Source organism: Paenibacillus sp. TAF43_2, from assembly GCF_052113545.1.
GTDB lineage: Bacteria > Bacillota > Bacilli > Paenibacillales > Paenibacillaceae > Pristimantibacillus.
The window spans coordinates 1-25,926 of record NZ_JBFRDK010000088.1 but is presented as its reverse complement, the minus strand read 5'-3'; the positions used below and the strand labels follow the sequence as shown (position 1 = coordinate 25,926).

Below are 25,926 nucleotides of genomic sequence, written 5' to 3'. Positions count from 1 at the left end.
GAAATAAACGAGCCTTTGTCCGCATCATCCACCGCGTTTACTAAAATGCCAAGCCGATCGGCGGCGGCCGCAATCTCCGCATTTAAACGTTTATCGTTTGTTGCCGCAAACACCAACGATGCACCAGCAAGATCRCCATCATTGTACTCTCGCTGGAACCAGTTGATATCCCCGTCGGAAGCCAAACTCACGATTTGAGGAGTTAATGACGGGCTGATGACCCATATTTCATCCGCTCCAGCAGCCAGCAGCCCTTGCAGCTTTCGCTGCGCCACGCTTCCGCCGCCGATTATAACGCAGCGTTTGCCTTTAAGCTGCATGAAAATTGGATATAAACCATTCATTGCCGTTCTTGCCTCCAGCAGTCAATTCTCGTTAATGAAAGGAGGAGAAATAATTAGTAAACAAATTCAGAAGCAGCAAACCAAACGAAATAATATAAAAGCGGGCCAATTGCAATCCGGGACGTTTGAGCATCGCTCTCTGGTACACATAAATAATGTACATGACCAAGGTTCCAAAGGAAGACAATACCTTCCAGTCAATCAACAACGCAAACCGTCTTTCGACAAGTATAGACGTCACCGCAATCGCAAGCGACATTGCAAACAATGGAACGCCAACAATGACTGCTCGATCTCCATAACGCTCAATCATATCGAGGCTTGGCAATCTGCGCACAAAGTTTGACCAGCGCTTTCGTTTCAGCTGATTATGCAAAAACAAATACATGCCGGCGAACAAAGCGCCTATGGTTAATGCAGCATACGCAAGCAAAACGAGACTGATATGAATGTATAATAGCTCTCTTGTTGTTTCCCAAACTTTAAGCGACTCGCCATTTCCAGGGTCACTATACAGGTTAAGCGCCAACACCGCAAAACCAACAACATTTACGAAAAACACAATGAAATCAATTTTAATAAATCGACTGATCACTAGCGAAATGGTAACTAAAAGCCAAGAAAAGCCTAACCAGTATTCAAAGGTTGATACTTCCGTCATTTGCAAATGAGATACGATGCGAGTAACAAGGTAACCAGTCTGTAATACCCAAACAAAAATAAGCAGCCCTGTACCCATCCGTTTCGCTCTCCGACTTGCATTCATGAAGTCGGAGAAATAAAACAGCAGGCTCAGGGCGTAAATATAAAGTATCGCATCATATAAAAAGTTTTGCGTCTCCATAGCTCCTCCACCTAGCAGCCCTCTACCTTGTAATAGGTGCTAATACCGCCGCAGCTGCATGGGGTTGAACATTTTTCTTTTTTGCAGCAGCGACAGTATCTGTTGCCGCTTCAAGCTCCGCTTGACGCGCTTTAGCAAGATCTTCCTCGAGAGCAAACAGCTTAACGAACATATCCATCGCTTCGTCTGCCCGCTTCTCGCCAGCCATTTCTTTAATTCGTAAAATAGGATCCTGCATCATTTGGTTAACGATGCTTTTTGTTAGCTTACGGATGACTTTAAGCTCATGCTCGCCGAGATCAGGCAATTTATTCGTCAAGCTGTTCATCGTTTCCTCGTGAATGCCTGCTGCTTTGGATTGCAAAGTTCGAATAAGGGGAACAACGCCAAGCGTTTTGTACCACTGCTCGAACACTTCAATTTCTTCGGTAATCATCGCTTCAATTTTGGCAGCCTCTTGACGCCTATGCGCGAGATTGCTTTCCACGATGCCCTCTAAATCATCAATATCATACAAGAATACATTATCAACGGCAGCAATCGAAGGGTCCAAATCACGCGGTACCGCAATATCAATCATAAAGAGCGGCTTCGCTTTTCTACGCTGCATAGCTTCTGCAACCTGTTTGCGCGTTAACACATATTCTTTCGAGCCAGTGGAGCTGATAATAATGTCTGCTTCATGAAGCTTATCCACTGCTTCTTCCATCGACCATGCGATTCCGTTAAACTTGTCTGCCAGCTGTGTTGCCCGCTCATAGGTGCGATTTACAACAACGACGCGATCTGCGCCATTCGTGTACAGATGCTTGGCAGTCAGTTCGCCCATTTCACCCGCACCAATGACCATAACTGTTTTTTTGTTGAATTGTCCGAAAATCCGTTTCCCAAGCTCAACGGCAGCATAGCTCACAGAAACAGCAGATTCGCCGATTGACGTTTCGGAATGAGCACGCTTGGCCATTGTAACCGCCTGTTTAAACAGCATATTAAAAACTGTACCCGTCGTCTTCTGCTGCTGCGCGAGCTGAAAAGCTGTTTTTACTTGTCCCAAAATTTGAGTCTCGCCGATGACCATGGAATCAAGTCCGCTCGTTACACGGAATAAATGATCAATCGCTTTCTCGTCCTCATACATATATAAATGGTTGGTGAAGTTCTGCCTAGGCAGCTTAAACCACTTCTCCATAAAGCTTCGAATGTAATGCCCGCATAGATGGTGCCTGTCTACAACTGCATAAAGCTCCGTCCGATTGCAGGTCGCTACAATGACACATTCCATTATGCTTTGTGTCTGAATGAGCTGTATTAATGCTTCCGGCAAATCCCGTTCTGCGAACGCAAATTGTTCTCTTACTTCTACGGGAGCCGTTCGGTAATTCAGTCCTACTGCGATAATGTGCATGCGCGGTCACCTGCCTCCTTCTCTTTAAGCGATCAAGCATTGATGTTATCGATAATTATAGCATAGTAAAACATTCAGATAATGTTCATTTATGAATAATATTTGAAAAGTACAGACTCATTATTCCCTTTTACTACAAAGAAATAACCATGGATACCATCCATGGTTATTTCGCTATGAGCAATAAGTTTTAAAGCTCTTAAACGAGCTCAGTTTGTTTCATTTTTGGCTCTTCTACTTGCAGTTCGCCCATACCGCGTACAAGCTTCTTCGCATACGTCGCTTTTGGCTTCAGTACAGCGAGCATGTAGTCGATCGCAAGCTGAGGATCTACAGTTTCGCCGCAAGTATAACAATCAAGCGCAGCAAAACCTCTCTCAGGATACGTATGAATCGAGAGGTGACTCTCCGACAGCAGCACGAGCACAGTTGCGCCTTGAGGATCGAATTGTTTGGCTTGAACCGACAATACAGTAGCACCACAAGCCTCTGCAGCCTCTACCATGTGTGATTGCAAAAATTCAGCGCTGTTCAGTAGATCAAAGTCTACACCCCAAGTATCAACAGCAACGTGTCTTCCGAAAGTTGAGTATTCCATCTTCCGGTTCCCCCTTCCTAGGAATAAAATGTTTGAAAAATTTCATCCGCTAGGACCTACGTCATTCACTTCTCGAGGGATTAATCTCTCGCAACATAACAATGTCCTGAGTGAATCCTGGTTCCTATTATTAACTTCAACAATCTTTTCAACGAGAATAAAAATAACATCTATCCGGGATAATTGCAATACTTTTTTTCTAAAGGATGGAAATAACCTTTCATTGCCAGCCCCGTTTTCAATGTATGACGTTGAAGCTTATCTCGCAATGGGCTGTGCGATCATCCCGCCATATTATTTTTTGCGTCCTGCGGACTGTATACCGAGATGTGATCCACCTTGCCGGTTGCTTCAGCCAAAATAAATTTAAGCTGATATTGTTTATTGACCTCATACGTATAAATGTCATCCGTACCGTTAACCGTTTTTTGATCAGCAGACCCAAGCGCGATCTCTATGTCTTTCAATGTAATGCCTTGAAGCTTTTTCGAATAAGATCTTACATCATAAACAAGCATTCCTTTGTTGTATCCAAATGTAATCCCTTTATCTTTGTAGGCAGCGTACATCCCTTTCCCAGCGGATTCGTTGGTATCAGGCTTGCCCCATTTTTTCTCTATATCATCATATAATGCGATATGGGCAGCATAATCGGAGCCTGGAACTTTGCCTTCCTTCGCAAGCGCATAGACTGAGCTGATCGTTTCTCCGGCCTCAGAGCCGCTAGACGGCTCCTCAGCGCCTTTGCCGCCTGGTTGCTCATTAGGCTGTTCAGAAGGAGGGACGCTTGGCTTCGTGTCCGGTGAGGCCGGTGTACTTGTCTCTGGCTGATTGCTCGGCATCTCTGTTGCCGGCGGCGGCACTAGATCTGCTCCTGTATCCTTATTGCTGCACGCTGTTAAAGATAAGGCGATCGCAAATGATATTCCGATAGCAAACTGTTTAAATCGTTTGGTTTGATTCATTCCTATTCATCCCCTTGTTGTATAAAAATACTAAGATGCCATTCACTTGCCTTACCCTAATACTAACTGCTTAAACACGCAAAATGTTGCAAAATTCATAGATGCAATATTTTGAAAACAAAAAAAAGAGGCTGCAAAAGCAGCCTCTTTCATCAAGATTTCCTACTTGTATTAAGCTTCAAGGATGAAGAGCTTGCGAGTCAGATCGGTTAAACGCTCATCGATTTTGCTAATTTCTTCAGCATCCTTCGTTTGGTTGCGAAGATCTAGCAATTCATTGACTGCATTGCTTAACAATCCGATTTCCCGCTCGATCAAACGACTTTGGAACACACGCTCCAGTTGGCCAAGTGTATCCTTGAATTCGAATACAATGCGCTCCCCTGTGCTCGAGCTTTCGACAATTTGGTGAACGGAACCATTCTTATAATGATAGATCATCGTATAATGACTGTAGATTCGGTTGACGATCGCGTTGCCGCGGAAAGCTGAAAGAGCTTTTCGCATAGCATTGGTCAGCCTCGGTTGCACAAGACGGCAAGATAATACGCACACGTAATAGTCTTGTTGACGTTCAAAGGTCAGTCGGACTTCTTCCCTCCCTGCTACATCTTCGAGAACGAGCTCCTGATTCCCATTGTCAAGCACCAACACCTGAAGGTGTATTTGTTGCTCTTCAAATGAACGGATAAACTCAGCCATCTCTTCATTCGTCAATTGCAGTTTGGCATTTACATACTCTGTGGCTAGCCGCTTAGCCATAAAAATCTCCTCAATTCTTTGAACTTGCACGCTTTGGTCTTTAACTTTGGTCTTGTTGCTTAAGTATATTATACGTGATCTTATCATTTTATTCCTGTCGTTCATCCCCGATATTCTCGCATATTCCACAAAATAACGGAAGAATTCACGAGGAAAGCCGACTATTTCACTAAATCCTCTGCTTTATAGATTAACTTGCTGGTCTTGCTACCTCATGTAGCAATCGCTTCGGTTATGATGTCCCATAGTTGCTCGCGTCCAAGTCCTAATTCAGACGAGAATAATACGACGGAATCGCTTGGGTCGACTTCAAGCGTTTTTTTGATCATTTTAATATGCTTGTCCCATTTTGACTTCGGAATTTTATCCGCCTTGGTCGCAACGACGCATGTTGGGATTTCATAATGCTTCAGCCATTTGTACATTTGCTGATCGAGCAGAGACGGCTCATGACGAATATCKATGACCAGCAGCTGAAGCTTAAGCGGCTCACGGTCACGGATATAACGTTCGATCATTTCGCCAAACTGCAAGCGCTGAGTTTTGGAAACCTTAGCATAGCCATACCCCGGAAAATCAACCAAATAAATAAGGTCATTTACGCGGTAGTAATTAAGCTGCTGCGTTTTGCCGGGCTGCGAGCTCGTTCTAGCTAAGTTTTTGCGTAAAATAAGTTTATTAATCAATGAAGATTTTCCGACATTCGAACGCCCTGCCAGAGCTATCTCTGGCAAGGCGTCCTCTGGGTATTGATGTGGTTTTACTGCGCTGATGATGAATTCTGCTTGTGTAATTTTCATAAAATCGTTGTACCTGCTTTCTCTTCCGTTTGAACCGGAAGCAACGCATGCTGCAGCACTTCATCCATATGACTGACAGGAAAAAATTGCATATCATGTCGTACGCTATCGGGAATATCCCCTAAATCCCGTTCATTTTCTTTCGGCAACAATATTTTGCGAATGCCTGCACGATGCGCTGCCAGCGATTTTTCCTTCAAACCGCCAATCGGAAGCACGCGGCCTCTGAGCGTAATTTCGCCCGTCATCGCTACTTCCTTATCCACATAGCGGTTTGTAAGCGCGGAGATAAGCGCTGTTGCAATCGTAATGCCGGCTGATGGACCATCCTTTGGAATCGCACCCTCCGGAATATGAATATGAATATCATTTTTCTCATGAAAGCTTGGGTCAATGCCCAGCTCAATCGCTTTCGAGCGAGTGTAACTGAATGCCGCTTGAGCAGATTCCTTCATGACATCACCTAGTTTACCAGTTAACGTTAGTTTTCCGCTACCCGGCATGACTGTGACTTCAATGACAAGCGTATCTCCACCTACCTCAGTCCACGCAAGACCAGTCACCGCTCCGATCTGATTCTCGCTCTCAGCTAGGCCATAACGGAACTTCGAAGGCCCCAGCAATTCCTTGAGCTCCTCACTCGTAACCTCAAATGGCTCGGTGGATTCTGTCTGCTCATTTGCAACAAATCGTTTCGCTGCCTTACGGCACACTGCTGCAATTTGCTGCTCTAAATTACGAACGCCGGATTCTCTCGTATATTCCCTAATCAGCTGGAGCAATACCTCTTCCGAGATAATGAGCTGTTCCTCGGTCAAGCCATGTTCCTTTTTCTGCTTCGGCAATAGATAACGATTTCCGATTTGCAGCTTCTCAAGCTCCGTATATCCTGGAATATACAAGACCTCCATCCGATCAAGCAGCGGACGAGGAATATTATGCATCGCATTCGCGGTCGTTACGAACATCACATTAGATAGATCAAATGGCACTTCTACATAATGATCGCTGAACGTGTTGTTTTGTTCCGGATCGAGCACTTCTAGAAGCGCTGAAGCTGGATCTCCACGGAAATCCATCGCCATTTTGTCAATCTCATCCAGCAAAAATACAGGGTTTGAAGAACCTGCCGTCTTCATGCCTTGAATAATTCTTCCTGGCATAGCGCCTACATAAGTCCGCCTGTGACCGCGGATCTCCGCTTCATCTCGCACCCCGCCAAGCGAGATACGCACAAACTTACGACCAAGCGATTTGGCAATCGAACGGGCAAGCGAGGTTTTACCAACACCCGGCGGGCCTACCAAGCAAAGGATTGGACCCTTTAGCTGCTTGACTAGCTTCTGAACCGCCAAATATTCAAGCACCCGCTCTTTCGGCTTTTCAAGGCCATAATGGTCATCATTCAGAATCGCTTCTGCTTTGCTTAGGCTTAAATCATCTTCGGTCGTTTTGCTCCAAGGCAAAGAAAGCAGCCAATCGATATAATTGCGAATGACGCCGCCTTCTGCAGAGGTGGACGGCATTTTCTCGAGTCGATCAATTTCCTTCTCGATCTTCTCTTTCACGAGATCAGGCACGCCTGCCTCGGCCAGCTGCGCACGCAGCTCCTCGACCTCGCCAGCACGGCCTTCCTTCTCTCCGAGCTCCTTCTGGATCGCCTTCATTTGCTCGCGCAAATAATATTCCTTTTGCGTCTTTTCCATCTGTTTCTTGACGCGTTGGTTTATTTTGCGTTCAAGCTCCAGCACTTCGCGCTCGTTGTTCAAGATGTCGAGCAGCTTCTCTAGTCGAGCTCCGACATCTACGGTTTCAAGAATATCCTGCTTATCCTTGATTTTCAGCGAAAGATGGCTCGTAATGACATCCGCAAGGCGGCCCGGATCATCAATGTCGGAAACCGCCGCGTAGGTTTCAGGCGTAACCTTCTTCGATAATGAAATATAATGCTCGAATTGGTTTAAGACCGAGCGCATAAGCGCATCGACTTCAGGATCATCCGTCTCCTGCTCCGGCAATTCTTTTACAGATACTTCATAAAACTCGTCGTTCGGCAAATAGTCCAAAATCTCAGCACGCGATACGCCTTCCACCAGCACACGGATCGTGCCGTTAGGCAGCTTCAGCATTTGCCTTACTTTTGCTATGGTGCCAACTTTATATATATCTTCCTCAGTCGGCTCCTCAATGTTCACTTCAGACTGTGAACAAAGCAATATCATATGATCTTCGACCATCGAGCGTTCTAACGCTCGAACCGATTTGTCCCTACCCACATCAAGGTGGAGCACCATGCTGGGATAAACGAGTAGCCCTCTAAGCGGAAGCAAGGGCAGCCGACGACCTTTCGATTTACTAGGTCCCACACCAGCACCTCCAATTGTTAACGTCTACCCTAGTTTATCATTCTACGGAATCAGCCTGCAAATACGGAACGGCTGAAGCGATAAAAAGATCGGTTCCAAGCGGAGCTTCGACCCGTACAGGGGACACTTCAGTATTTGGGAACACAAACTTGAACACTTCTTCCACCTTTTCGACAGGAATGACCTTAAGACCTTCCAAGTCTGCAAAAATCGCTTGCCAGTTCTCCCTTGGGATAATGACTGTTTTAGCACCAGCTTGGAAAGCTGCCTCAACTTTAGCTAATACGCCGCCAACAGGTTTTACGTTTCCATGTATGCCAACTTCACCTGTCATGGCCAGTTTATTGTCAATTGGAATGCCTTTTATTGCTGATGTAATAGCTGTTGCCATCGCAATACCGGCAGAAGGGCCATCAATCGGCGTACCGCCAGGGAAGTTGATATGCAAGTCAAAGTCCTGCGGATTAAGCCCGATACGTCTCAAAACCGTAATTACGTTTTCGACTGAACCCTTTGCCATACTTTTTCTTCTTAACGTCCGCGATCCTCCRCCAAGCTCCTCCTCGTCTACAACGCCTGTAATTGTAAACAAACCTTTGCCAGAAGCAGCAGGAATTGCGCTTACTTCGATTTCGAGCAGCGTGCCCATATTTGGACCATATACAGCAAGGCCATTTACGAAACCGATTTGCGGCGCATCCGGCACCTTGCGATCAGGGCGCGGTGGAATTTGACTGCTGTTTACAACCCATTCAATATCGCCCGCAGCGATGCTGTCCCTTTTTTCGGATAGAGCTACACCCGCAGCCAGCTGAATGACGTTAACCGCTTCGCGTCCGTTCGTCGCATATCGCTTGACGACATCGATCGCTTCAGGACAAGGTGCAAAGCCGATTTTTTTCACTGCGTTTTCAGCCACTAAACCAATTTCTTCAGCAAGCAGCGGACGAAAAAACACCTCCATGCAGCGCGAACGGATTGCTGGCGGAATTTCCTGCGGCGACCGCGTTGTTGCACCGACTAGACGGAAATCTGCAGGCAGGCCGTTTTGGAAAATATCATGAATATACACCGGTATATTCGAATCCTCCGAATTATAATACGCGCTCTCCAGAAACACTTTGCGATCTTCCAGTACCTTTAACAATTTATTCATTTGAATCGGATGCAATTCACCTATTTCGTCAATAAACAAGATCCCGCCATGCGCCTTCGTCACAGCGCCTGGCTTAGGTTGAGGGATACCTGCTACACCCATCGCACCTGCACCTTGATAAATTGGATCATGAACCGAGCCGATTAGCGGATCAGCTATTCCGCGCTCATCAAACCTAGCGGTTGTCGCATCGATCTCTGTAAATTTTGCCTCAGGCAAAAACGGCGAGGAAGGATTTTTTTTGGCTTCCTCCAGCACGACACGCGCCGCAGCGGTCTTCCCGACACCTGGAGGGCCATAAATGATAACATGCTGCGGGTTTGCGCTGCACAGCGCAGCCTTTAAGGCACGCAGACCGTCACGCTGGCCAACGATGTCCTGCATCGCCTGCGGCCTTGTCTTCTCCGATAAGGGCTTCGTAAGCGATACACTCCTAAGCTTTCTGAGCTTGTCCATCTCCTTGCGAGACTCGCGATCAACGGCCGAGCGGTTCGTCTTCTGATTGCGCAGCAAATTCCAGAAATACAAGCCGATAACAACTGCAAAAAACACTTGAATCAACATTAATACAACACTTAAACTCATTAGTAATCCGCTCCTTTCAAGCGTAAACGGCTGTAGCCGATGAAATGGTGAAAGCTCGTTTCGCGTAGAAATATAAGCTTTTTATGAAAATGATCAGCTATTTTCATTCTTATATTTCAAGCGTAAACGGCTGTATCCATTTGAATAGTGACGATCATTTCCGCAGGAATATAATCCTTAAATGGAAATAATAATTAATTATCTTGCTTCATTTTCATACCTTTCTAGCTAATCATGCAACTACATGAAGGCTTAAGAGAAGAACTTAGACCTGCTTCGTTGATTTCAATGTACATAGCTAACCTTTATAAACATGCGTATAAAATAGTATTGCCTCTACGATGTGGTAATAACCGTAAATGCTGTTATTTTTCACAAGCAATTCTCTTTATTTTGAAACCTCGGGTTGGGAAAGGGGAAATTACTTTAGCGAAGCTCGTTACTTAGAGGAATATCCTATTATCACGTAATGTATAAAGTACAATATAAGCCTACCATCACATTCATCATAGGAAGCGTTAAACAAAACTTCCCTCCTTTTTATCAACAAAAAAAAGGCTTACTCACGTCTGCAATTGACGTAAATAAACCTTTTCATAAATGATTATGCAGGTGTATGATGCTTGCGGCCAGGTATTTCACCCGTCGCTTCAAAAACGCGTACGATTTCGTCAATTTCCTTCTTTAGCTCAGACAGCAATTCAGCTTCTGGCACCTTGCGAATAAGCTCCCCGTAACGGAAAAGCATGCCCTCGCCTCTAGCGCCAGCGATACCGATATCCGCTTCACGAGCCTCGCCTGGACCATTGACCGCACAACCAAGCACAGAAACTTTGATTGGCACTTTAATTTTTGAAATATAATCTTCTACCTCATTTGCAATCGAAAACAGATCGATATCTAGACGACCGCAAGTAGGACAGGAAACAAGTGTTGCAGCATTTGTAATTAGACCAAAGGTTTTAAGAAGCTCACGGGCAACCTTGACTTCCTCTACTGTGTCAGCGCTAAGGCTGATACGCAGCGTGTTGCCAATGCCAAGCGCGAGCAAAGCACCAATACCAGCGGAGCTCTTTATCGTGCCTGTGTGCAGCGTTCCAGCTTCTGTAATGCCTAGGTGGAGCGGATACTTAATGACTTTTGCCGCCATCGAGTACGCAGCAATGGCCATCGGAACATCCGATGCTTTGAGAGATACGATAATATCGTGGAAATCGAGCTCCTCCAAAATACCGATATGGAACAACGCGCTCTCTACCATTGCTTCCGGCGTCGGGTAACCGTACTTTTCTAACAGATGATTTTCTAATGAACCGGCGTTGACGCCAATTCGGATCGGAATGCCTTTTTCCTTACAAGCCTTAACAACCGCTTCTACACGTTCGCGGCGACCGATATTGCCCGGATTAATCCGTACTTTGTCGATGCCGTTCTCGATAGCTAGCAGTGCCAAGCGATAGTCAAAATGAATATCCGCAACTAGCGGAATATGAATGCGTTTCTTGATTTCCTTAATCGCTTCCGCCGCTTCCTTGTTGTTGACAGTAACCCGGACAAGCTGGCAGCCAGCTTCTTCAAGCCCTAGTATTTCCGCAACAGTAGCTTCGACATCAGCAGTCTTCGTCGTACACATACTTTGAATAATCACTTCGTTACTGCCGCCAATCGTTAGATTGCCGACTTTAACCGGTACCGTATCTTGACGTAAGTACATAAGCTTATCTCTCCCATGAACGGCAAAGTCCACCCTTTGACTGGCGGTTTTTGAAACCGCGCGGCTGGGTGGAAACAATGACGGTAGTCAAGCGAAAACGGCTGCTTCCATTCCATTACAATGTAGCGGAAACAGCTCGTTTCGCGGTCATATATAAGTTTAGTTATAAGCCTGAACTTATAGCTTCTTATACTGGAGTGCTGGCTTACGCACTCTCTTCTTTCTTCTTGCTTTTCTTAGCGGTAAGCTCAGGCATGATTTTTTCTTGAACGGTTTGCTCTGTGATTAGACATGTACTTAGATCATCGCGTGATGGTACCTCGTACATAACTTCCAGCATAATGCTTTCAATAATCGCACGCAAGCCGCGAGCTCCGGTGTTGCGCTTGATTGCTTCTTTCGCGATTGCATCAAGTGCAGCCGGTTCGAAATCAAGCTTCACATTGTCCATTTCAAGCAGCTTCTGGTATTGCTTCACAAGCGCATTCTTCGGCTCGGATAAAATCCGAACGAGTGCAGGCTCATCAAGCGGCTCAAGCGTCGAAATGATAGGCAGACGGCCTACAAACTCCGGAATCAAACCGAATTTGAGCAGATCCTCTGGCAATACCATCGTGAGGTATTCACCAGCTTTAAGATCCTTCTGCAATTCGCCTGTAGAGCTAAAGCCGATTACTTTCTTACCGATACGACGTTTGATCAATGATTCGAGGCCATCGAATGCGCCGCCGCAAATGAACAAAATATTCGTTGTATCGATTTGAATGAATTCTTGATGCGGATGCTTGCGTCCACCTTGCGGAGGAACGGATGCAACTGTACCTTCCAATATTTTGAGCAATGCTTGCTGAACACCTTCGCCAGAAACATCGCGCGTAATGGATGGGTTTTCCGATTTGCGAGCTACTTTATCGATCTCATCGATATAAATAATGCCGCGTTCCGCTTTTTCCACATCATAATCGGCAGCTTGAATGAGCTTAAGCAAAATGTTCTCAACGTCTTCGCCCACATAACCTGCTTCTGTTAGCGAAGTTGCATCTGCAATTGCAAATGGAACATTCAAAATTTTAGCCATCGTTTGAGCTAGCAGCGTTTTACCTGAGCCCGTAGGACCTAGCAGCAAAATGTTACTCTTTTGCAATTCTACGTCTTCGATTTTGCTTCCGGAATTAATCCGTTTGTAATGGTTATAAACCGCTACAGACAACGATTTTTTCGCAAACTCTTGACCGATGACATAAGAATCCAGAATAGCCCGGATATCTTTCGGTTTCGGAATATCCTTAAGATCAAGCTCTTCCTCATTGCCGAGTTCTTCCTCAACAATTTCGGTACAAAGCTCAATGCACTCATCGCATATATAGACGCCAGGACCGGCAACCAATTTACGTACTTGATCCTGCGATTTGCCGCAGAAAGAACATTTCAACTGGCCTTTTTCGTCGTTGAATTTAAACATGTAATCACCCCTTCGATTAAATCGTCGATACCGGTGCTGTAATCACCTTGTCAATCAAACCGTAGGCAAGAGCCTCTTCCGCGCTCATGAAGTTGTCACGGTCGGTATCTCGGTCGATTTTTTCATAAGGCTGTCCGGTGCGGTCTACGTAAATTTGGTTTAGCTTTTGTTTCGTTTTCAAAATCCAATCAGCATGGATTTTGATATCAGATGCTTGACCGCGTACGCCGCCAAGTGGTTGATGGATCATAACCTCAGCGTTAGGAAGCGCAAAACGCTTGCCCTTCGCGCCCGCTGTAAGAAGCAGCGAACCCATGCTTGCTGCCATGCCCATACAAATCGTGGACACCTCAGGCTTAATATATTGCATCGTATCAAAAATACCCATTCCCGCAGTCACGGAGCCGCCGGGAGAGTTAATGTATAGATGAATGTCTTTCTCTGGGTCGTCGGCCGCCAGAAACAGCAGCTGTGCAATGATGGAGTTTGCAACATCATCATCGATTGCGCTCCCAAGGAAAATGATACGGTCCTTCAGCAAACGGGAGTAAATATCGTAAGAACGTTCCCCGCGATTCGTTTGTTCGACTACGATCGGTACTAGATTCATGCGACCAACCTCTTTTCGTTTATGACTTTGGTTACTTACTTATTGTAACACGTCATCGTATTCATGTCATTTTTCCACTAATACATTATACGACGCCGGCCGTTCGATATGTACGGAGTTTAGCCTCCAAAACAAGCACATTTCCATATGTAGGGTCAAAATAAGGCACGTATCAACGACGTGCCTTATCCTGAGTGAAGCATTTATTCAATTATTCGTATGTGGCTATTAAACAGCTTTGCTGTTTTCAAGCAAGAACTTAATTGTTTTGCGAAGTGCAATATCTTCCTGCAAGTTGCTAAGATTTCCGTTTTTCTCAAAAATGTCGCGAAGCTCAGCAGAAGGACGGTTGTATGATTTGGACAGCTTCTCAAGCTCTTCGTTCAAATCTTCGTCGTCAGCAACGATGTTTTCTGCTTTAGCAATTGCATCAAGCACAAGGTTGTTACGAACGCGTTTCTCAGCATCTGCGCGCATTTGATCGCGAAGAACAGATTCGTTTTGACCGGAGAATTGGAAGTATAGGTCCATGTTCATGCCTTGCATTTTAAGACGGTTTTCGAAATCTTTGATCATGTAATCCGTTTCAGTCACGATCATTGGCTCTGGAATTTCAACATCTGCTGCAGCCGTAGCTTTGTCAACAACTGCTGTTTCGCGAGCTTGTTCGCCTTCTTGATCTTTGCGCTCTTTTAGTTTGTTAACGAGATCCTGCTTGTACTCTTCAAGCGTATCGAACTCGCTTACGTCTTTTGCAAACTCATCGTCTAGCGTTGGCAAGCTTTTGCGTTTGATTTCGTGAAGCTTCACTTTGAAAACAGCTGGTTTGCCTGCAAGGTGCTCTGCATGGTAGCTCTCAGGGAAATTAACTTCAATGTCCTTGAAATCTCCGATTTGCATGCCAACCACTTGCTCTTCGAAACCTGGAATAAAGGAATTCGAACCAAGCTCTAGTGAATAACGCTCGCTTGCTCCGCCTTCAAACGCTTCGCCGTCTACATAACCGTCGAAATCGATAACTGTGATGTCGCCGTTAGCCGCTGCGCCCTCTTCAACAACAGTAAGCTCAGCATGACGCTGTTGCAAACGCTCAAGTTCAGCTGCGATTTCCTCTTCTGTAACTTCAGAAACAACGGATTCAACTTCCAAGCCTTTGTATTCACCAAGTGTAACTTCTGGCTTAACGATAACTTTTGCTTTGAATTTGAATGTTTCGCCTTTTGCGAATTGCTCAACTTCAATCTCAGGACGGTCAACCGGCTCAAGATTAGTTTCTTTGATCGCATCGGAATAAGCATCTGGCAACAGAATGTCAATTGCATCCTGGTACAGGCTCTCAATACCGAAACGGGATTCGAACATGCCGCGAGGCACTTTACCTTTACGGAATCCAGGTACGTTTACTTTTTGAACGACTTTCTTAAATGCTTGATCAAGAGCAACAGTGACTTTCTCCGCCCCTACCTCCACGTCGATCGACACGATGTTCTTGTCTATTTTTTCCCAAGTTGCTTTCATTTTATGCCTTCCCCTCCGAAAATGCTCATGCATCAGTAGTTATCACGTTTCATAAACCATTCTATTATAAACAAGCTAGCCCAGATTATCAAGACTCTGGCTCATCTTCTCCCGATTGCTGCAAAACGGCAACCTGTCTAAGCGCCTTGCATGCTTGCTCATAACGGAACCTTAAACCTTCGGTAATGCCGTATGTATCACGAATATCGTCATCGTTTGCCGAGCCGTAAACGGTAAGAAGCAGCGTCAAATGCAGCGCAGCTGCAAAATAATCAACTGTATCCTCGTCTTCTCTCAACATCCAATGATAAGCAGCCGTACCATACAAAAACTGTAAACTTTCCTTCCAAAGCTCTCTAGCAAAATGCGGCAATGTGGGATCATCGACCTCGGCAACCTGCTCTGTTCGCTCCAATATCCTAATAATTGGCGAAGGGAATTCATCCATAGAAAGAGGCGTCGCTTCCAAATCAAGCTCTACGGTTTCACCAAGTCTCTCCAGTGTCAGTAAACCGGCAGCTCCTCGCTTGCGCAAGCATTGCAGTGCCTTAAACTGAACGACAGGGTGAACCTGCTGGGTTACCAGCCAATTTTTAATGGAATCATCCACTTCTGGAGTCTGAATATAAGCAGCGCGTTCAAGAGCAAGAATTTGCTGATCGATCATCGGATGATTTTGCATGATGTAGAGCACTTGGTTCACATAAGCTTCATCTTGATCAGGAGGATTAAGAAGCTGCTCGCGCATAGTCGCCTCGTCCTCTTCCTTCTCTCGCTTGGCCGATAGGAATCCCGAATCTTCTCCATCATTTCCTTCTCCAGGAAAAGCCATGTCAAGCCACGTAAGTAAGCTGTCCCACTCTTCATAATGGCGAGCATCCTCGCCCTGGCATTGCAGCAAAAAGCGCAGCAACTCCTTGGCCTCCCCGTATTGTTCCGCTTCCAGCATACGGGTTAACTGTACCTGATAATGGTCCAGCATGCTAGGGAACAAGTAAACGTTATCCTTGTTGTCGCCTTGTGTGTCATTGGGAGTTGTAATGATAACACCGCCTTATGGTCGCGCCTTTTGTTCATTCGGACAATCTTGCGTACGATTATACCATGTACAATCAAAAGAAAAAACAAATGTAGTATTCCGACAACTCATAAATCTTATTTTATAATAAAAAGAATATAAATTCAAAAAAGTGCTTGCAATAATTTAATGATGTGTGCTATATTATTTCTTGTGTCCCGGTAGCTCAGCTGGATAGAGCAACGCCCTTCTAAGGCGTCGGTCGGGAGTTCGAATCTCTTCCGGGACGCCATATTATTATCCATTAACGCCGCCTATTCAGGTGGTTTTTTTATTATATACTGAACTATTTAAAATAGGCTGATCCCGGTATTTACCAACTGGATCAGCCCTTTTTTTATTTCTATGACTTCAAAGCTGCTGACTTGGTCGCCAATAATTTCCTATAACCATAAGCGGCAAGCGAAATCAGCAGCGCTCCGAATAGAACCGGAGTAAACAGATAGGACCAACCCGCATGGCTTAGCATGACAACAAGCGGATCAGCACCTGCGGGTGGATGAACGGTTCTTGTGAGCTGCATCAGAAKGATGGACAATCCAACAGATAGTGCAATGAACCATGTTGAATCTCCGAAGAGATGCAGCATCACAAGACCTGCTCCAGTGCTGATCAAATGGCCTCCAACAACATTTCTGGCTTTGGCAAGCGGACTATCTGGCAACACAAACACGATAACACAGCTGGCCCCAAATGGAGCCATCATCAGCGTAATCGACATTAAATCGCCCATGGTCAGCAGCAGTGCGATAACAACGGTGCCAACAACCGCTGCCGCCAGAGGCTTCCAATTTTTATTTCTCAGCATTTCTCATTCCCCGTTTCTCTTATTATGACATCATGCTATCATAAGAGAAATCATTCGAGAATTGAATATTTACAATGGAACACATTTCAAATTCCGATACCTAAGGAGAGTTAACATGCTGGAGTCTTGGGAAGGTCGTTTTTTTATTACATTTACTGCTGTGCTGGAGGAAAAAAGCTTCAGTGGTGCCGCTGATCGTCTCGGTTACGTTCAATCGACGGTAACCTCACATATTCGACATTTGGAAACAGCAAGCGGCAAAAAGCTCTTTCACCGTTTGCCGCGCGGCGTAGAGCCAACAGAAGCAGGCTTGCGGCTAGCTCCCTATGCGTATCAATTTATCCAGCTTGGACATTCGCTTCAGGATGCGTTCTCGGAGCCTGGCATGCCGTCTGGTATCGTTCGAATTGGAGCTCTAGAGTCGTTTGCCATCTCTCATCTGCCGCATTTTTTAACCGGCTTTCTCCAGCAATACACCAAGATCAAGCTGCATTTAACGCCTGGTCTGCAGCATGATATTACCGCACAAGTCGTAAACCATCGCGCTGACCTCGGCATCGTCCCCAAGGCTCCGGAACGTGACGACCTTCTATTTGCACCTTTAATGGAAGAGAAGCTCTTGCTGATCTGTGCTCCTGCGCTGGAAGAGCGCTTCGCGCAGCTCGGATGGCAAGCGTTGCACGACAACGCCTTCATTAGCTTCGGGGATCAGTGTATCTACCACACTTATGGACGCGATATGCTGAGAGAAGTTGATGTTGAGCTTGCTGATCATTTGTCTTTCTCTAGTGTTGAGCTCATTAAGCAGACGGTTGCTTGCGGAATGGGCATCTCATTCGTACCAGAATCAAATGTAGCTAAAGAGGTGGCCGCAGGTACGCTGCTGTCATTGCCTTTGAACCAAGAGCTTCTATTAACGCATGGCATTATTACACATAAAGCACGTGAGCCTAAAGCTGCAGCACAAGCCTTTATCCAGCGTTTGAAATCATTTTTGAAAACCGTTGAATCACAAAACCACAAATAAAAAGGCGGCTTCATAGGGAAATTCCCCAAATGAAGCCGCCTTTTCTTATTATACTAAACGGATAATGTTGCCTGCTTTTCATTAACAAATTGGAATAATTGCTCGGCTTTCTCTTCCGTTAGCTCTCCACTATTATCAAACACGAGGATGGATGAGTTAGGAATATCCCAGTTGATTTGCGGAACAAACTCAATCCGCTTCTCAAAGTCGCCCCAGTTGTCCAGTTTCCACTGATCGCGCTCTGTTTGACGCCCGATGATCCGATTTTTTTGCAGCTCCATATCCAGCAGCGTGACAACAACCACTTTAACGTCTACCTCACTCATCGTGAGGCCTGCTGCTTCAACAACCTCTTCAATCCACTGTTTATTTTTCAGTTCTGCCGTAAAAGGTGAAATCATAAATACGTTTTGACCAGCAGCCAAATTTTCAATACATACGTCCTTCGCCGTATCATATTCCAAATCACGCAAATGCTTTTTGTAATAATCAGAATCCCGATCTCTTTTATCCAGGCCGTTTAACTCCAATATAGCCTCAACAAAACGACCGCCTATCGTATCCCGGTCAAGAAAAGCAGCTGGAATGCGAGCAGACAACTTTCTAGCTACCGTTGTTTTGCCCGTCCCCGCTACTCCGACAAAAAAAACTAACTTTTGCAAAACGAAAACCCTCCACTATTTTTTGTAGAAGTATATCATTTTTTGCAGCAATATAATAGAAATGATTACGTAAAAGCAGCGATATTATTTAGAAAAAACACTCATATTCATTTTTATAGTATCAATCATCTTATATTTATTTATTGTTTTATAAAAAAAACAAGATGTTGCCGCTGTTATTCAGCTTCTGCAACACCCTGTTTATGCTTACTTATCCGCTTATTAAAAAAACTGCATCGATTCGATATGCTGCTTCGTCGTGTCCGTTCCTAACTCATACAATTGCCTGTAAATACGCTCAATCAACTGATCGTAGCCAGCATTGATTTCGCCGTCGCTTGCTGAGCCAAACGGACTGTACGAGAAATGAAACATCTCCGCTTCATCCATGCTGGACAGCTCATCAAACAGCTCTCTAAGCTTCGTATGCTCATTTTCGTTCATTATAATCTCAAGCTCATACGCTGCTGCCTGCGGATCCTCTAATATTTGTCCCGCCTGAACAGAAACGAAATAATGCTTGCGTTCTTCACTGCCTGCTTCTTGCTCTGCCATCAATCGCACACTCCTTCCTGCATTTATTACTTTTCACAGCCACTTCTAGCATCCCCCGTCGGACAGACATTTTATCCCTTATTCTGCATATAACTGATATTATCGCTACTTTGAGACCAGCAAAAGAGAGGAATGAGATCAATGTGTGGAATTACCGGCTGGATCGACTGGAACCGTGATCTGACTAAGCAAAGTGAAAGCTTAGAGAAGATGACAGACACCCTTGCACCGCGCGGTCCCGACGCTTCCGGTACGTGGATATCAGCTCATTGCGCTTTAGGCCATCGACGTTTATCCGTCATTGATCCGGAGAACGGGGCACAGCCAATGATTCGCCATACCGGCGACGACAAATATGTCGTTGTCTATAACGGGGAATTGTATAATGCACCAGAACTTCGCAAGGAGCTTGAAAGCAGGGGCAGAATCTTTACGACAAATTGTGATACAGAAGTGCTGCTGGTCGCTTTTATGGAGTGGGGCAAGTCTTGCGTAGAGCGTTTTAACGGAATATTTGCTTTTGCCATATGGAACGTATTAGAGCAAGAACTATTTCTGGCGCGTGATCGGCTTGGCGTCAAACCGCTGTTCTATAGCACACAGGACGGTTTGTTTATTTTTGGCTCCGAACAAAAATGTATATTGGCACACCCTGCCGTGAAGCCGGAGGTTGGAGCGGAAGGGCTTGCTGAGATTTTTATTTTAGGACCAGCACGCACTCCAGGCCATGGTGTATATAAGCAAATCAATGAGCTTAAACCTGGCAAGTGTATGACTGTCAATCACGCTGGCGTGAAGACGATTACGTACTGGCAGCTTGAGAGCAGCCCCCATGGGCAAAATATTGAAGAAACAGCTGAACAAGTAGGAGCGCTGCTAAAAGATACCGTTGAGCGGCAGCTCGTTTCAGACGTTCCAGTATGTACCCTGCTGTCTGGCGGCCTTGATTCCAGTGCGCTAACTACACTCGCTGTCAATTATTACAACGAGAACGGGCAAGGGAATGTCCACACGTACTCTGTTGATTATGCGGACAACGATAAACATTTTAAGGCACATGCCTTCCAGCCTAATAGTGATGCGCCATGGATCGAAAGAATGACGACGCATCTAGGCACAATTCATCATCCTATACAGTTTGATACACCTGATTTGGTCGGCGCATTAAAAGCAGCCACCTTCGCTCRCGATCTTCCGGGCATGGCCGATGTTGATGCTTCGTTGCTGCTCTTTTGCCATGAAATAAAAAAAGATGCAACCGTAGCAATATCAGGCGAAGCTGCCGATGAAATTTTTGGCGGCTATCCTTGGTTTCATCGCGAAGAGGCTTTAAATGCCAATACCTTCCCTTGGTCGCTTGCTTCAGTTATGCGTGCTGATCTGCTCGCACCTGACGTTGCCGCTTGGATTAAACCGCTTGACTACATTGGGGATCGTTATTCCCAAGCGATAGCAGAGGTTCCTCATCTAGATGGCGAATCTGAGCAGCTGCGTAAGATGCGGCAAATGTCGTATTTGAACATTACCCGCTTCATGCCAACGCTTCTAGACCGCAAGGATCGAATGAGCATGGCAGCGGGCCTTGAGGTCCGTGTCCCTTTCTGTGATCATCGGTTAGTTGAATATGTTTGGAATATCCCATGGGAGATCAAAACATCCGGCGATCGCGAAAAAGGAATATTGCGCAAGGCGCTGCGCGGTGTATTGCCAGAGGACGTATTGACTCGTAAAAAAAGCCCTTATCCTAAAACGCATAATCCGAACTATTTGGCCGCAGTCAAAGGGCTTTTGTTGGATGTACTGAACGATTCCAGCTCTCCGCTCCTTCCATTAATAAATGTAGAAAAGGTTAGAGCGCTAACCGAGTCGGAATCTGCAAGCTCGAATACCCCTTGGTTTGGTCAATTGATGTCCGGTCCGCAGCTATTCGCTTATTTGTATCAGGTGAATTTATGGTTGAAGGAATATAAGGTCGTCATATCATAAGGTGACAAGGCTTATTGTTTTTGTTCTCATCACAAAAAAAGCAACCCCATCCGCTAAAAGCCGCTGCATTCAGCTGCTCGTGGATAGGGTTGCTTTTTCACTTATTATGCTTGCTCAAGCAACGGAAGGAGCTTTCTTAATGCATCGCCGCGATGGCTGATCTGCTGCTTCTCATCCTTAGACAGCTCGGCCATCCCGCGGTTCAAGCTAGGAAGCCAAAACAGCGGATCATAACCGAAGCCTCCATTGCCGTGAGGATTATCCGTGATAACGCCATCCACTGTACCCTCCGATTCCAGAAACAAACCGGTCGCAGGATCATACAGCGCTAACGCGCATACGAACTGCGCTTTGCTCAGTATTTTGGACCCGTCTTGCAATTCTTCTCGTTCTGCATGTTCAGCTAGTTGATGAAGCTCCTGAATGAGCTTGGCATTGTTTTCACCATCAGTCGCATTCTCACCTGCATAACGAGCGGAATAGACGCCTGGATCACCATTCAGCGCTGCAACGCGCAAACCTGAATCATCAGCCAGTACAGGAACGCCAAGGATGTCTCCCGTCGTCTTAGCTTTGATGCGAGCATTGGCGGCAAACGTATCGCCATCTTCCACGATATCCGGAATTTGCGGATAATCCAGCAAGCTTTCTACTGATTTATCAAGCTTCTGAAGCGCATGCGCGAATTCCTTCACCTTACCTGCATTTTTTGTAGCTACAACAATAACAGCATGATTTAATATGGAATGCTTCATCAGAATACTAACCTCCGATTCGCGCCGCCAAAGGACCGAGAACATCCTTTTGCTTGCTGATCAACTCGTGAATACCCTCTTCTCCAAGTTGCAGCAATTGGTTAAGCTCATCGCGCGAAAATGGTGCTTCCTCGCCAGTTCCTTGCACCTCAACAAACTTGCCGCTGCCCGTCATAACAACGTTCATATCTACCTTAGCTTTGGAATCTTCCTCGTAGTTCAGATCAAGCAGCGCTCTCTCTTGAATGACGCCTACGCTTACCGACGCCAAAAAATCTGTAATCGGATATTTTGCAAATTGTACCTTCTCGGAAATTTTGTTAATTGCAATGGAAAGCGCGATAAACGCACCTGTAATAGATGTCGTACGAGTACCGCCATCGGCTTGAATGACATCGCAATCAAGCGTAATAGTCCGCTCGCCTAGTGCTTGCAAATCAATGACCGAACGCAATGCACGACCAATAAGGCGCTGAATTTCCATCGTCCGTCCTGTCAGCTTACCCTTAGCCGCTTCACGAATATTGCGTGTATGTGTTGCGCGAGGCAGCATTGCATATTCAGCTGTAATCCAGCCTTTGCCTTGCCCTTTCATAAATGGAGGTACTCTATCCTCCACGCTCGCTGTACAAATGACCTTCGTCTCTCCAACCTCGATGAGAACCGATCCTTCTGCGTATTTATTGACACCTGTCGTTATGGTTACCGGCCGAAGCTGGTTCGGTTGCCGACCATCGTTTCTCATTCTAATTTCCTCCTGAGTGCTAGCGTTTTTCGATTAGAAAACAAAAGTATCCCATCCTGCAATCTTTCCTATTTTAACAAAGTAACCTGTGAATTGCATCCGCTGCCCGTGAAAAAGAAAAGTGAAGCGGTCATGATTGTACCCATTCAGCTTTTCAGTGGAAGTTTTTTACATGCTTGCATCAGGTTAAAATAAACCATTCAGACCTAATACATGCTAATAAATGCACAAAAGAGGCTTTTCAAAAGCGTTCACTTTTGATCGGCCTCTTTGTACATTCCGGAGTTATCTCTTATGACTTAATAGCATTTACGTGATGCGGTCTGCCAACAGGCTCGCTGTAGGAATTGTTCGCTTCGTCCGTAAAGTTAGATTCTCCATTTACTTTAATTTGAACCGTTGCTGCTTTTGTATTTTCAGTGATTGAAAGAACGAGTGCCTGAAGCATTTCGGTCGGAAGCTTCTGACCTTGCTGATACCCTTCGTCCTGCAAATCTACAGTGACAACATCACCTTCTTGTACAACATCCTTCACTTGTACATCCGGAATGATTACACTGGTCAACTCTTTTTTGTTAAGCGGTCCCGAAATGAGCTGCTCCAGCGCTGCTTTCGTCGGAGTCTCCGAGCGAGCGACTAGTCTAGTAACGGGCACATAATATTGTTCGTCGTTTAACGTTTGAGCGGAGAAGTACAGCGTTACAGGCGTTGATTGCGCATAGTTCACACCGTCTGCCGCTTCGATATTAATGCCCACCGAACGTGTCAGCGTATTGTCAAGCGGGAAGCCGTCTTGTGGCATTTCTGGCAGCTTAGCGCCTTCATACCAAATTTCCACGCCTTCAATCCCTGGCATAGCTGTCAGAGTCCATGTGATCGCTTCAACGATAGTACGTTCGTCCTGTGGATTGTAGTCACTGAACGGCTCAGAAAATTCTACTTTAGCAAGCTTTTGCTCTTTATCGTATTTATACGATTTAATTTGAGTGCCTTGCGGGATTACTGCGCGAAAATCCTCAGGCAGCTGATTCGCGTACGCGCCATTCTCGACCATCATTTCCAGCGCCTTTTGTGCGGCTTGCTCATTCGCTCCGAGCGAGGTCTGAAGTGAGATTGGAGCCAAATAACCGTTACGATCTTCAAGGTATACTGTCATTTGCGCTTCTTCACCAACTCCGATTGCCTGTCCAGTTTCTGCACCTTCTACTCCATCCTTAACCTCAACCTGCGGCGGATCGATTGATTGGCTTGTCTGCTTGGAAAACAGACCACAACCCGAAGTAAGAATGGGCAGCACGAGAACCCCCGAAAGTACAGCACCCCTAATCCATCTTTTTTGAATCATATTGACCTTTCCTCCCTAATCAAGTTTTGCCTAGCGGCTTTGTACAACTCCTTATTTGTAGTACTATGTATACGAGCCCTTCCCTTTTTTAGACCAGTTTTGTCCATAAAATCCTAAGGGGGAACAAAAACATGTCCAATCCCGAAACTTATAGCCTCAACAGCCGCAAAGTGGCTGAGGCTACAGACGAATGGCTCCTCAAACGCGGAGTAACAAAGCTGGCTATCGCCGAGCTCGTACATTTTTTGCAAAAAGACTATTTCCCTGGCTTAACGCCTGAGGATTGTATCGTCCATATTGATGCCGTCCTATCGAAGCGCGAGGTGCAAAATGCTGTTTTGACCGGCATCCAGCTTGATATCCTCGCCGAGGAAGGCAAGCTTATGGCTCCACTGCAGGATATGATCAAGCATGACGAGAGTCTTTATGGATGCGATGAAATTTTGGCATTGTCCATTGTCAACGTGTATGGAAGCATCGGGTTTACGAATTTCGGATATGTCGATAAGCTGAAGCCCGGCATTTTGGTCAAGCTGAACGACAAAACCGACGGAGAAATCCATACGTTTTTGGACGATATCGTTGGGGCTATCGCTGCATCGGCAGCAAGTCGGATGGCTCATCGCAGACAAGCAGAGCATGAGGGTGTTACACAGCCTCCGCTTGACTAAATGGAATATACGAGGCTTCGTTTTACATTGCGAGCTTAATGCGATGGAGGCGAAGCGTAGTTTTACATCGCGAGCTTGATGCGATGGATGCGAAGTGTAGTTTTACATCGCGAGCTTGATGCGATGGATGCGAAGTAGATATTGCTTAGGTAAAACCTTTGAGGAGGTTAACTCATGAACTATGATATTTTTTATAAAGGCGCCTTTGCCATGCTGAAGGTGAAGCTCAATCCGGGTGAGAGCGTAAAAGCCGAAATGGGTGCAATGGTGTCCATGTCCCCTACCATCGATCTTAAAGGGACAACAGACGGCGGGTTTATGCGCGGACTCGGTAGAATGTTAAGCGGAGAGACGTTCTTTTTCCAAGAGATGACTGCTAATCGGGGTCAAGGTGAAGTCCACCTTGCCCCTCCTTCTCTCGGAGATATTGAAGCGATTGAACTCGACGGCTCCTATAAGCTTTATGTGCAAAAGGATGGTTTCTTAGCTGGCACCAGCGGCATAGAAGTCAATACCAAAATGCAAAACCTAGGCAAGGGACTCTTATCGGGCGAAGGTTTCTTTATTGTAGAAATCAGCGGCCGAGGCACGGTGTTTCTCTCCTCATATGGCGCGATCCATGCTCTAAATTTGAGCCACGGCGAAGAAGTCATCATCGATAACGGTCATTTAGTTGCTTGGCCGGGCTATATGAACTATACGATAGAAAAAGCGTCTAAAGGCTGGTTATCCAGCATTACGAGCGGCGAAGGTCTCGTATGCCGCTTCCGCGGTGAAGGTGTCGTTCTGATCCAAACTCGCAATCCATCCAGCTTTGGAACTTGGTTGAAAAAGTTCATACCAGGCGGCAACTAACGTACTCATAGTCAACATTAGCACTTCTACTTAGCATTTGAGTTACTTTTACGGAAGAAGTCTCATTCAGCTGTGAGAGCATTTACACAAAATGAAGCACTAAAAGTAAGCAGCCACCTCACAGGAAAACTAACAAGAAAACCTTCCGTTAATCTCATTAGTGACAGACTTCTTATCGGTTTACTAAAAAAAACTCCCGCTTATTCGACAACATCTACTCTAAGGAGGGGATGTACTCGAATTGACGGGAGTTTTTTCAGTAATATGCCACCTCGCTCATCGAAAGAAGAGTAACTGGAGTGTATCCAGT

Annotated in this window: 24 protein-coding genes and 1 tRNA gene; 5 read left to right on the top strand and 20 right to left on the bottom strand. The window is 45.7% G+C overall.

Annotation, left to right across the window (positions count from 1 at the left end; all coding sequences use genetic code 11):
* The 14 genes from AB4Z17_RS18970 to AB4Z17_RS18905 form a co-directional block, all read right to left on the bottom strand.
* Positions 1-344: precorrin-2 dehydrogenase/sirohydrochlorin ferrochelatase family protein (locus tag AB4Z17_RS18970; RefSeq protein WP_441961362.1), on the bottom strand; the 344-nt coding region annotated here is incomplete at its 3' end.
* A gap of 31 nt (positions 345-375) precedes the next feature.
* Positions 376-1,188 carry a cytochrome C assembly family protein gene (locus AB4Z17_RS18965; RefSeq protein WP_076271657.1) on the bottom strand — a complete coding sequence of 271 codons (813 nt, stop codon included), beginning with the start codon at positions 1,186-1,188 and terminating at the stop codon, positions 376-378.
* A 22-nt stretch (positions 1,189-1,210) separates the two neighbouring features.
* Complete coding sequence (gene hemA, locus AB4Z17_RS18960) at positions 1,211-2,593, bottom strand: glutamyl-tRNA reductase (RefSeq protein ID WP_441961360.1); 1,383 nt, start codon at positions 2,591-2,593, stop codon at positions 1,211-1,213.
* Between the two features lie 199 nt (positions 2,594-2,792).
* Positions 2,793-3,191: an adenosylmethionine decarboxylase gene (speD, locus tag AB4Z17_RS18955; protein WP_054027216.1), complete on the bottom strand. Its 399-nt coding sequence runs from the start codon at positions 3,189-3,191 to the stop codon at positions 2,793-2,795.
* A 281-nt stretch (positions 3,192-3,472) separates the two neighbouring features.
* Entirely contained in the window at positions 3,473-4,156 is a 684-nt protein-coding gene (locus tag AB4Z17_RS18950; RefSeq protein WP_441912837.1) for a DUF4309 domain-containing protein, read from the bottom strand.
* Between the two features lie 171 nt (positions 4,157-4,327).
* A complete protein-coding gene (locus tag AB4Z17_RS18945) occupies positions 4,328-4,918 on the bottom strand; it encodes a non-ribosomal peptide synthetase module (RefSeq protein ID WP_339207840.1) in 591 nt (196 codons plus the stop codon).
* 212 nt (positions 4,919-5,130) lie between these two features.
* Complete coding sequence (yihA, locus tag AB4Z17_RS18940; protein ID WP_076271653.1) at positions 5,131-5,718, bottom strand: ribosome biogenesis GTP-binding protein YihA/YsxC; 588 nt, start codon at positions 5,716-5,718, stop codon at positions 5,131-5,133.
* Positions 5,715-8,084: an endopeptidase La gene (gene lon / locus AB4Z17_RS18935; RefSeq protein ID WP_441912838.1), complete on the bottom strand. Its 2,370-nt coding sequence runs from the start codon at positions 8,082-8,084 to the stop codon at positions 5,715-5,717. The genes yihA and lon overlap by 4 nt, the downstream gene beginning before the upstream one ends.
* A gap of 37 nt (positions 8,085-8,121) precedes the next feature.
* A complete protein-coding gene (lonB, locus tag AB4Z17_RS18930; RefSeq protein ID WP_441961358.1) occupies positions 8,122-9,825 on the bottom strand; it encodes an ATP-dependent protease LonB in 1,704 nt (567 codons plus the stop codon).
* Positions 9,826-10,429: 604 nt separating this feature from the next.
* The gene (gene ispG / locus AB4Z17_RS18925; protein ID WP_076271650.1) at positions 10,430-11,539 is read right to left on the bottom strand and encodes a flavodoxin-dependent (E)-4-hydroxy-3-methylbut-2-enyl-diphosphate synthase; all 1,110 of its coding nucleotides are present in this window, start codon (positions 11,537-11,539) and stop codon (positions 10,430-10,432) included.
* 205 nt (positions 11,540-11,744) lie between these two features.
* Positions 11,745-13,001 (bottom strand): ATP-dependent protease ATP-binding subunit ClpX, encoded by a 1,257-nt coding sequence (gene clpX / locus AB4Z17_RS18920; RefSeq protein ID WP_076271649.1) that lies wholly within the window; start codon positions 12,999-13,001, stop codon positions 11,745-11,747.
* 16 nt (positions 13,002-13,017) lie between these two features.
* A complete protein-coding gene (gene clpP / locus AB4Z17_RS18915) occupies positions 13,018-13,611 on the bottom strand; it encodes an ATP-dependent Clp endopeptidase proteolytic subunit ClpP (RefSeq protein WP_053374767.1) in 594 nt (197 codons plus the stop codon).
* Between the two features lie 228 nt (positions 13,612-13,839).
* Positions 13,840-15,129, bottom strand: coding sequence for a trigger factor (tig, locus tag AB4Z17_RS18910; protein ID WP_441961356.1), 1,290 nt, complete (start codon positions 15,127-15,129; stop codon positions 13,840-13,842).
* An 88-nt stretch (positions 15,130-15,217) separates the two neighbouring features.
* The gene (locus AB4Z17_RS18905; RefSeq protein WP_076271667.1) at positions 15,218-16,111 is read right to left on the bottom strand and encodes a hypothetical protein; all 894 of its coding nucleotides are present in this window, start codon (positions 16,109-16,111) and stop codon (positions 15,218-15,220) included.
* Between the two features lie 251 nt (positions 16,112-16,362).
* On the opposite strand from AB4Z17_RS18905, the gene AB4Z17_RS18900 reads away from it, so the two are divergent.
* Positions 16,363-16,439 (top strand) — tRNA-Arg (locus tag AB4Z17_RS18900).
* A 111-nt stretch (positions 16,440-16,550) separates the two neighbouring features.
* Here AB4Z17_RS18900 and AB4Z17_RS18895 read toward each other — a convergent pair.
* On the bottom strand, positions 16,551-17,015 hold the full coding sequence (locus AB4Z17_RS18895) for an HPP family protein (RefSeq protein ID WP_441961354.1): 465 nt from the start codon (positions 17,013-17,015) through the stop codon (positions 16,551-16,553).
* Positions 17,016-17,130: 115 nt separating this feature from the next.
* Here AB4Z17_RS18895 and AB4Z17_RS18890 point away from each other — a divergent pair, with 115 nt between their 5' ends.
* Positions 17,131-18,042 carry a LysR family transcriptional regulator gene (locus AB4Z17_RS18890; RefSeq protein ID WP_441961352.1) on the top strand — a complete coding sequence of 304 codons (912 nt, stop codon included), beginning with the start codon at positions 17,131-17,133 and terminating at the stop codon, positions 18,040-18,042.
* A 53-nt stretch (positions 18,043-18,095) separates the two neighbouring features.
* On the opposite strand, the gene AB4Z17_RS18885 is transcribed toward AB4Z17_RS18890, so the two are convergent.
* Entirely contained in the window at positions 18,096-18,704 is a 609-nt protein-coding gene (locus AB4Z17_RS18885; RefSeq protein WP_076271645.1) for an AAA family ATPase, read from the bottom strand.
* 222 nt (positions 18,705-18,926) lie between these two features.
* A complete protein-coding gene (locus AB4Z17_RS18880; RefSeq protein ID WP_339207829.1) occupies positions 18,927-19,259 on the bottom strand; it encodes a hypothetical protein in 333 nt (110 codons plus the stop codon).
* A 141-nt stretch (positions 19,260-19,400) separates the two neighbouring features.
* Between AB4Z17_RS18880 and asnB the strand changes: the two genes are divergently transcribed.
* Entirely contained in the window at positions 19,401-21,245 is a 1,845-nt protein-coding gene (asnB, locus tag AB4Z17_RS18875; RefSeq protein ID WP_441961351.1) for an asparagine synthase (glutamine-hydrolyzing), read from the top strand.
* A gap of 104 nt (positions 21,246-21,349) precedes the next feature.
* On the opposite strand, the gene rdgB is transcribed toward asnB, so the two are convergent.
* From rdgB to AB4Z17_RS18860, 3 genes are all read right to left on the bottom strand, one after another.
* Positions 21,350-22,000: an RdgB/HAM1 family non-canonical purine NTP pyrophosphatase gene (rdgB, locus tag AB4Z17_RS18870; RefSeq protein ID WP_441961349.1), complete on the bottom strand. Its 651-nt coding sequence runs from the start codon at positions 21,998-22,000 to the stop codon at positions 21,350-21,352.
* Positions 22,001-22,007: 7 nt separating this feature from the next.
* The gene (gene rph / locus AB4Z17_RS18865) at positions 22,008-22,745 is read right to left on the bottom strand and encodes a ribonuclease PH (protein ID WP_076271641.1); all 738 of its coding nucleotides are present in this window, start codon (positions 22,743-22,745) and stop codon (positions 22,008-22,010) included.
* A 292-nt stretch (positions 22,746-23,037) separates the two neighbouring features.
* Entirely contained in the window at positions 23,038-24,090 is a 1,053-nt protein-coding gene (locus AB4Z17_RS18860) for a GerMN domain-containing protein (protein ID WP_441961348.1), read from the bottom strand.
* Positions 24,091-24,221: 131 nt separating this feature from the next.
* On the opposite strand from AB4Z17_RS18860, the gene AB4Z17_RS18855 reads away from it, so the two are divergent.
* Entirely contained in the window at positions 24,222-24,761 is a 540-nt protein-coding gene (locus AB4Z17_RS18855) for a phosphatidylglycerophosphatase A family protein (protein WP_441961346.1), read from the top strand.
* Between the two features lie 174 nt (positions 24,762-24,935).
* Positions 24,936-25,616: a TIGR00266 family protein gene (locus tag AB4Z17_RS18850; protein ID WP_339207825.1), complete on the top strand. Its 681-nt coding sequence runs from the start codon at positions 24,936-24,938 to the stop codon at positions 25,614-25,616.
* Positions 25,617-25,926 lie beyond the last annotated feature (310 nt).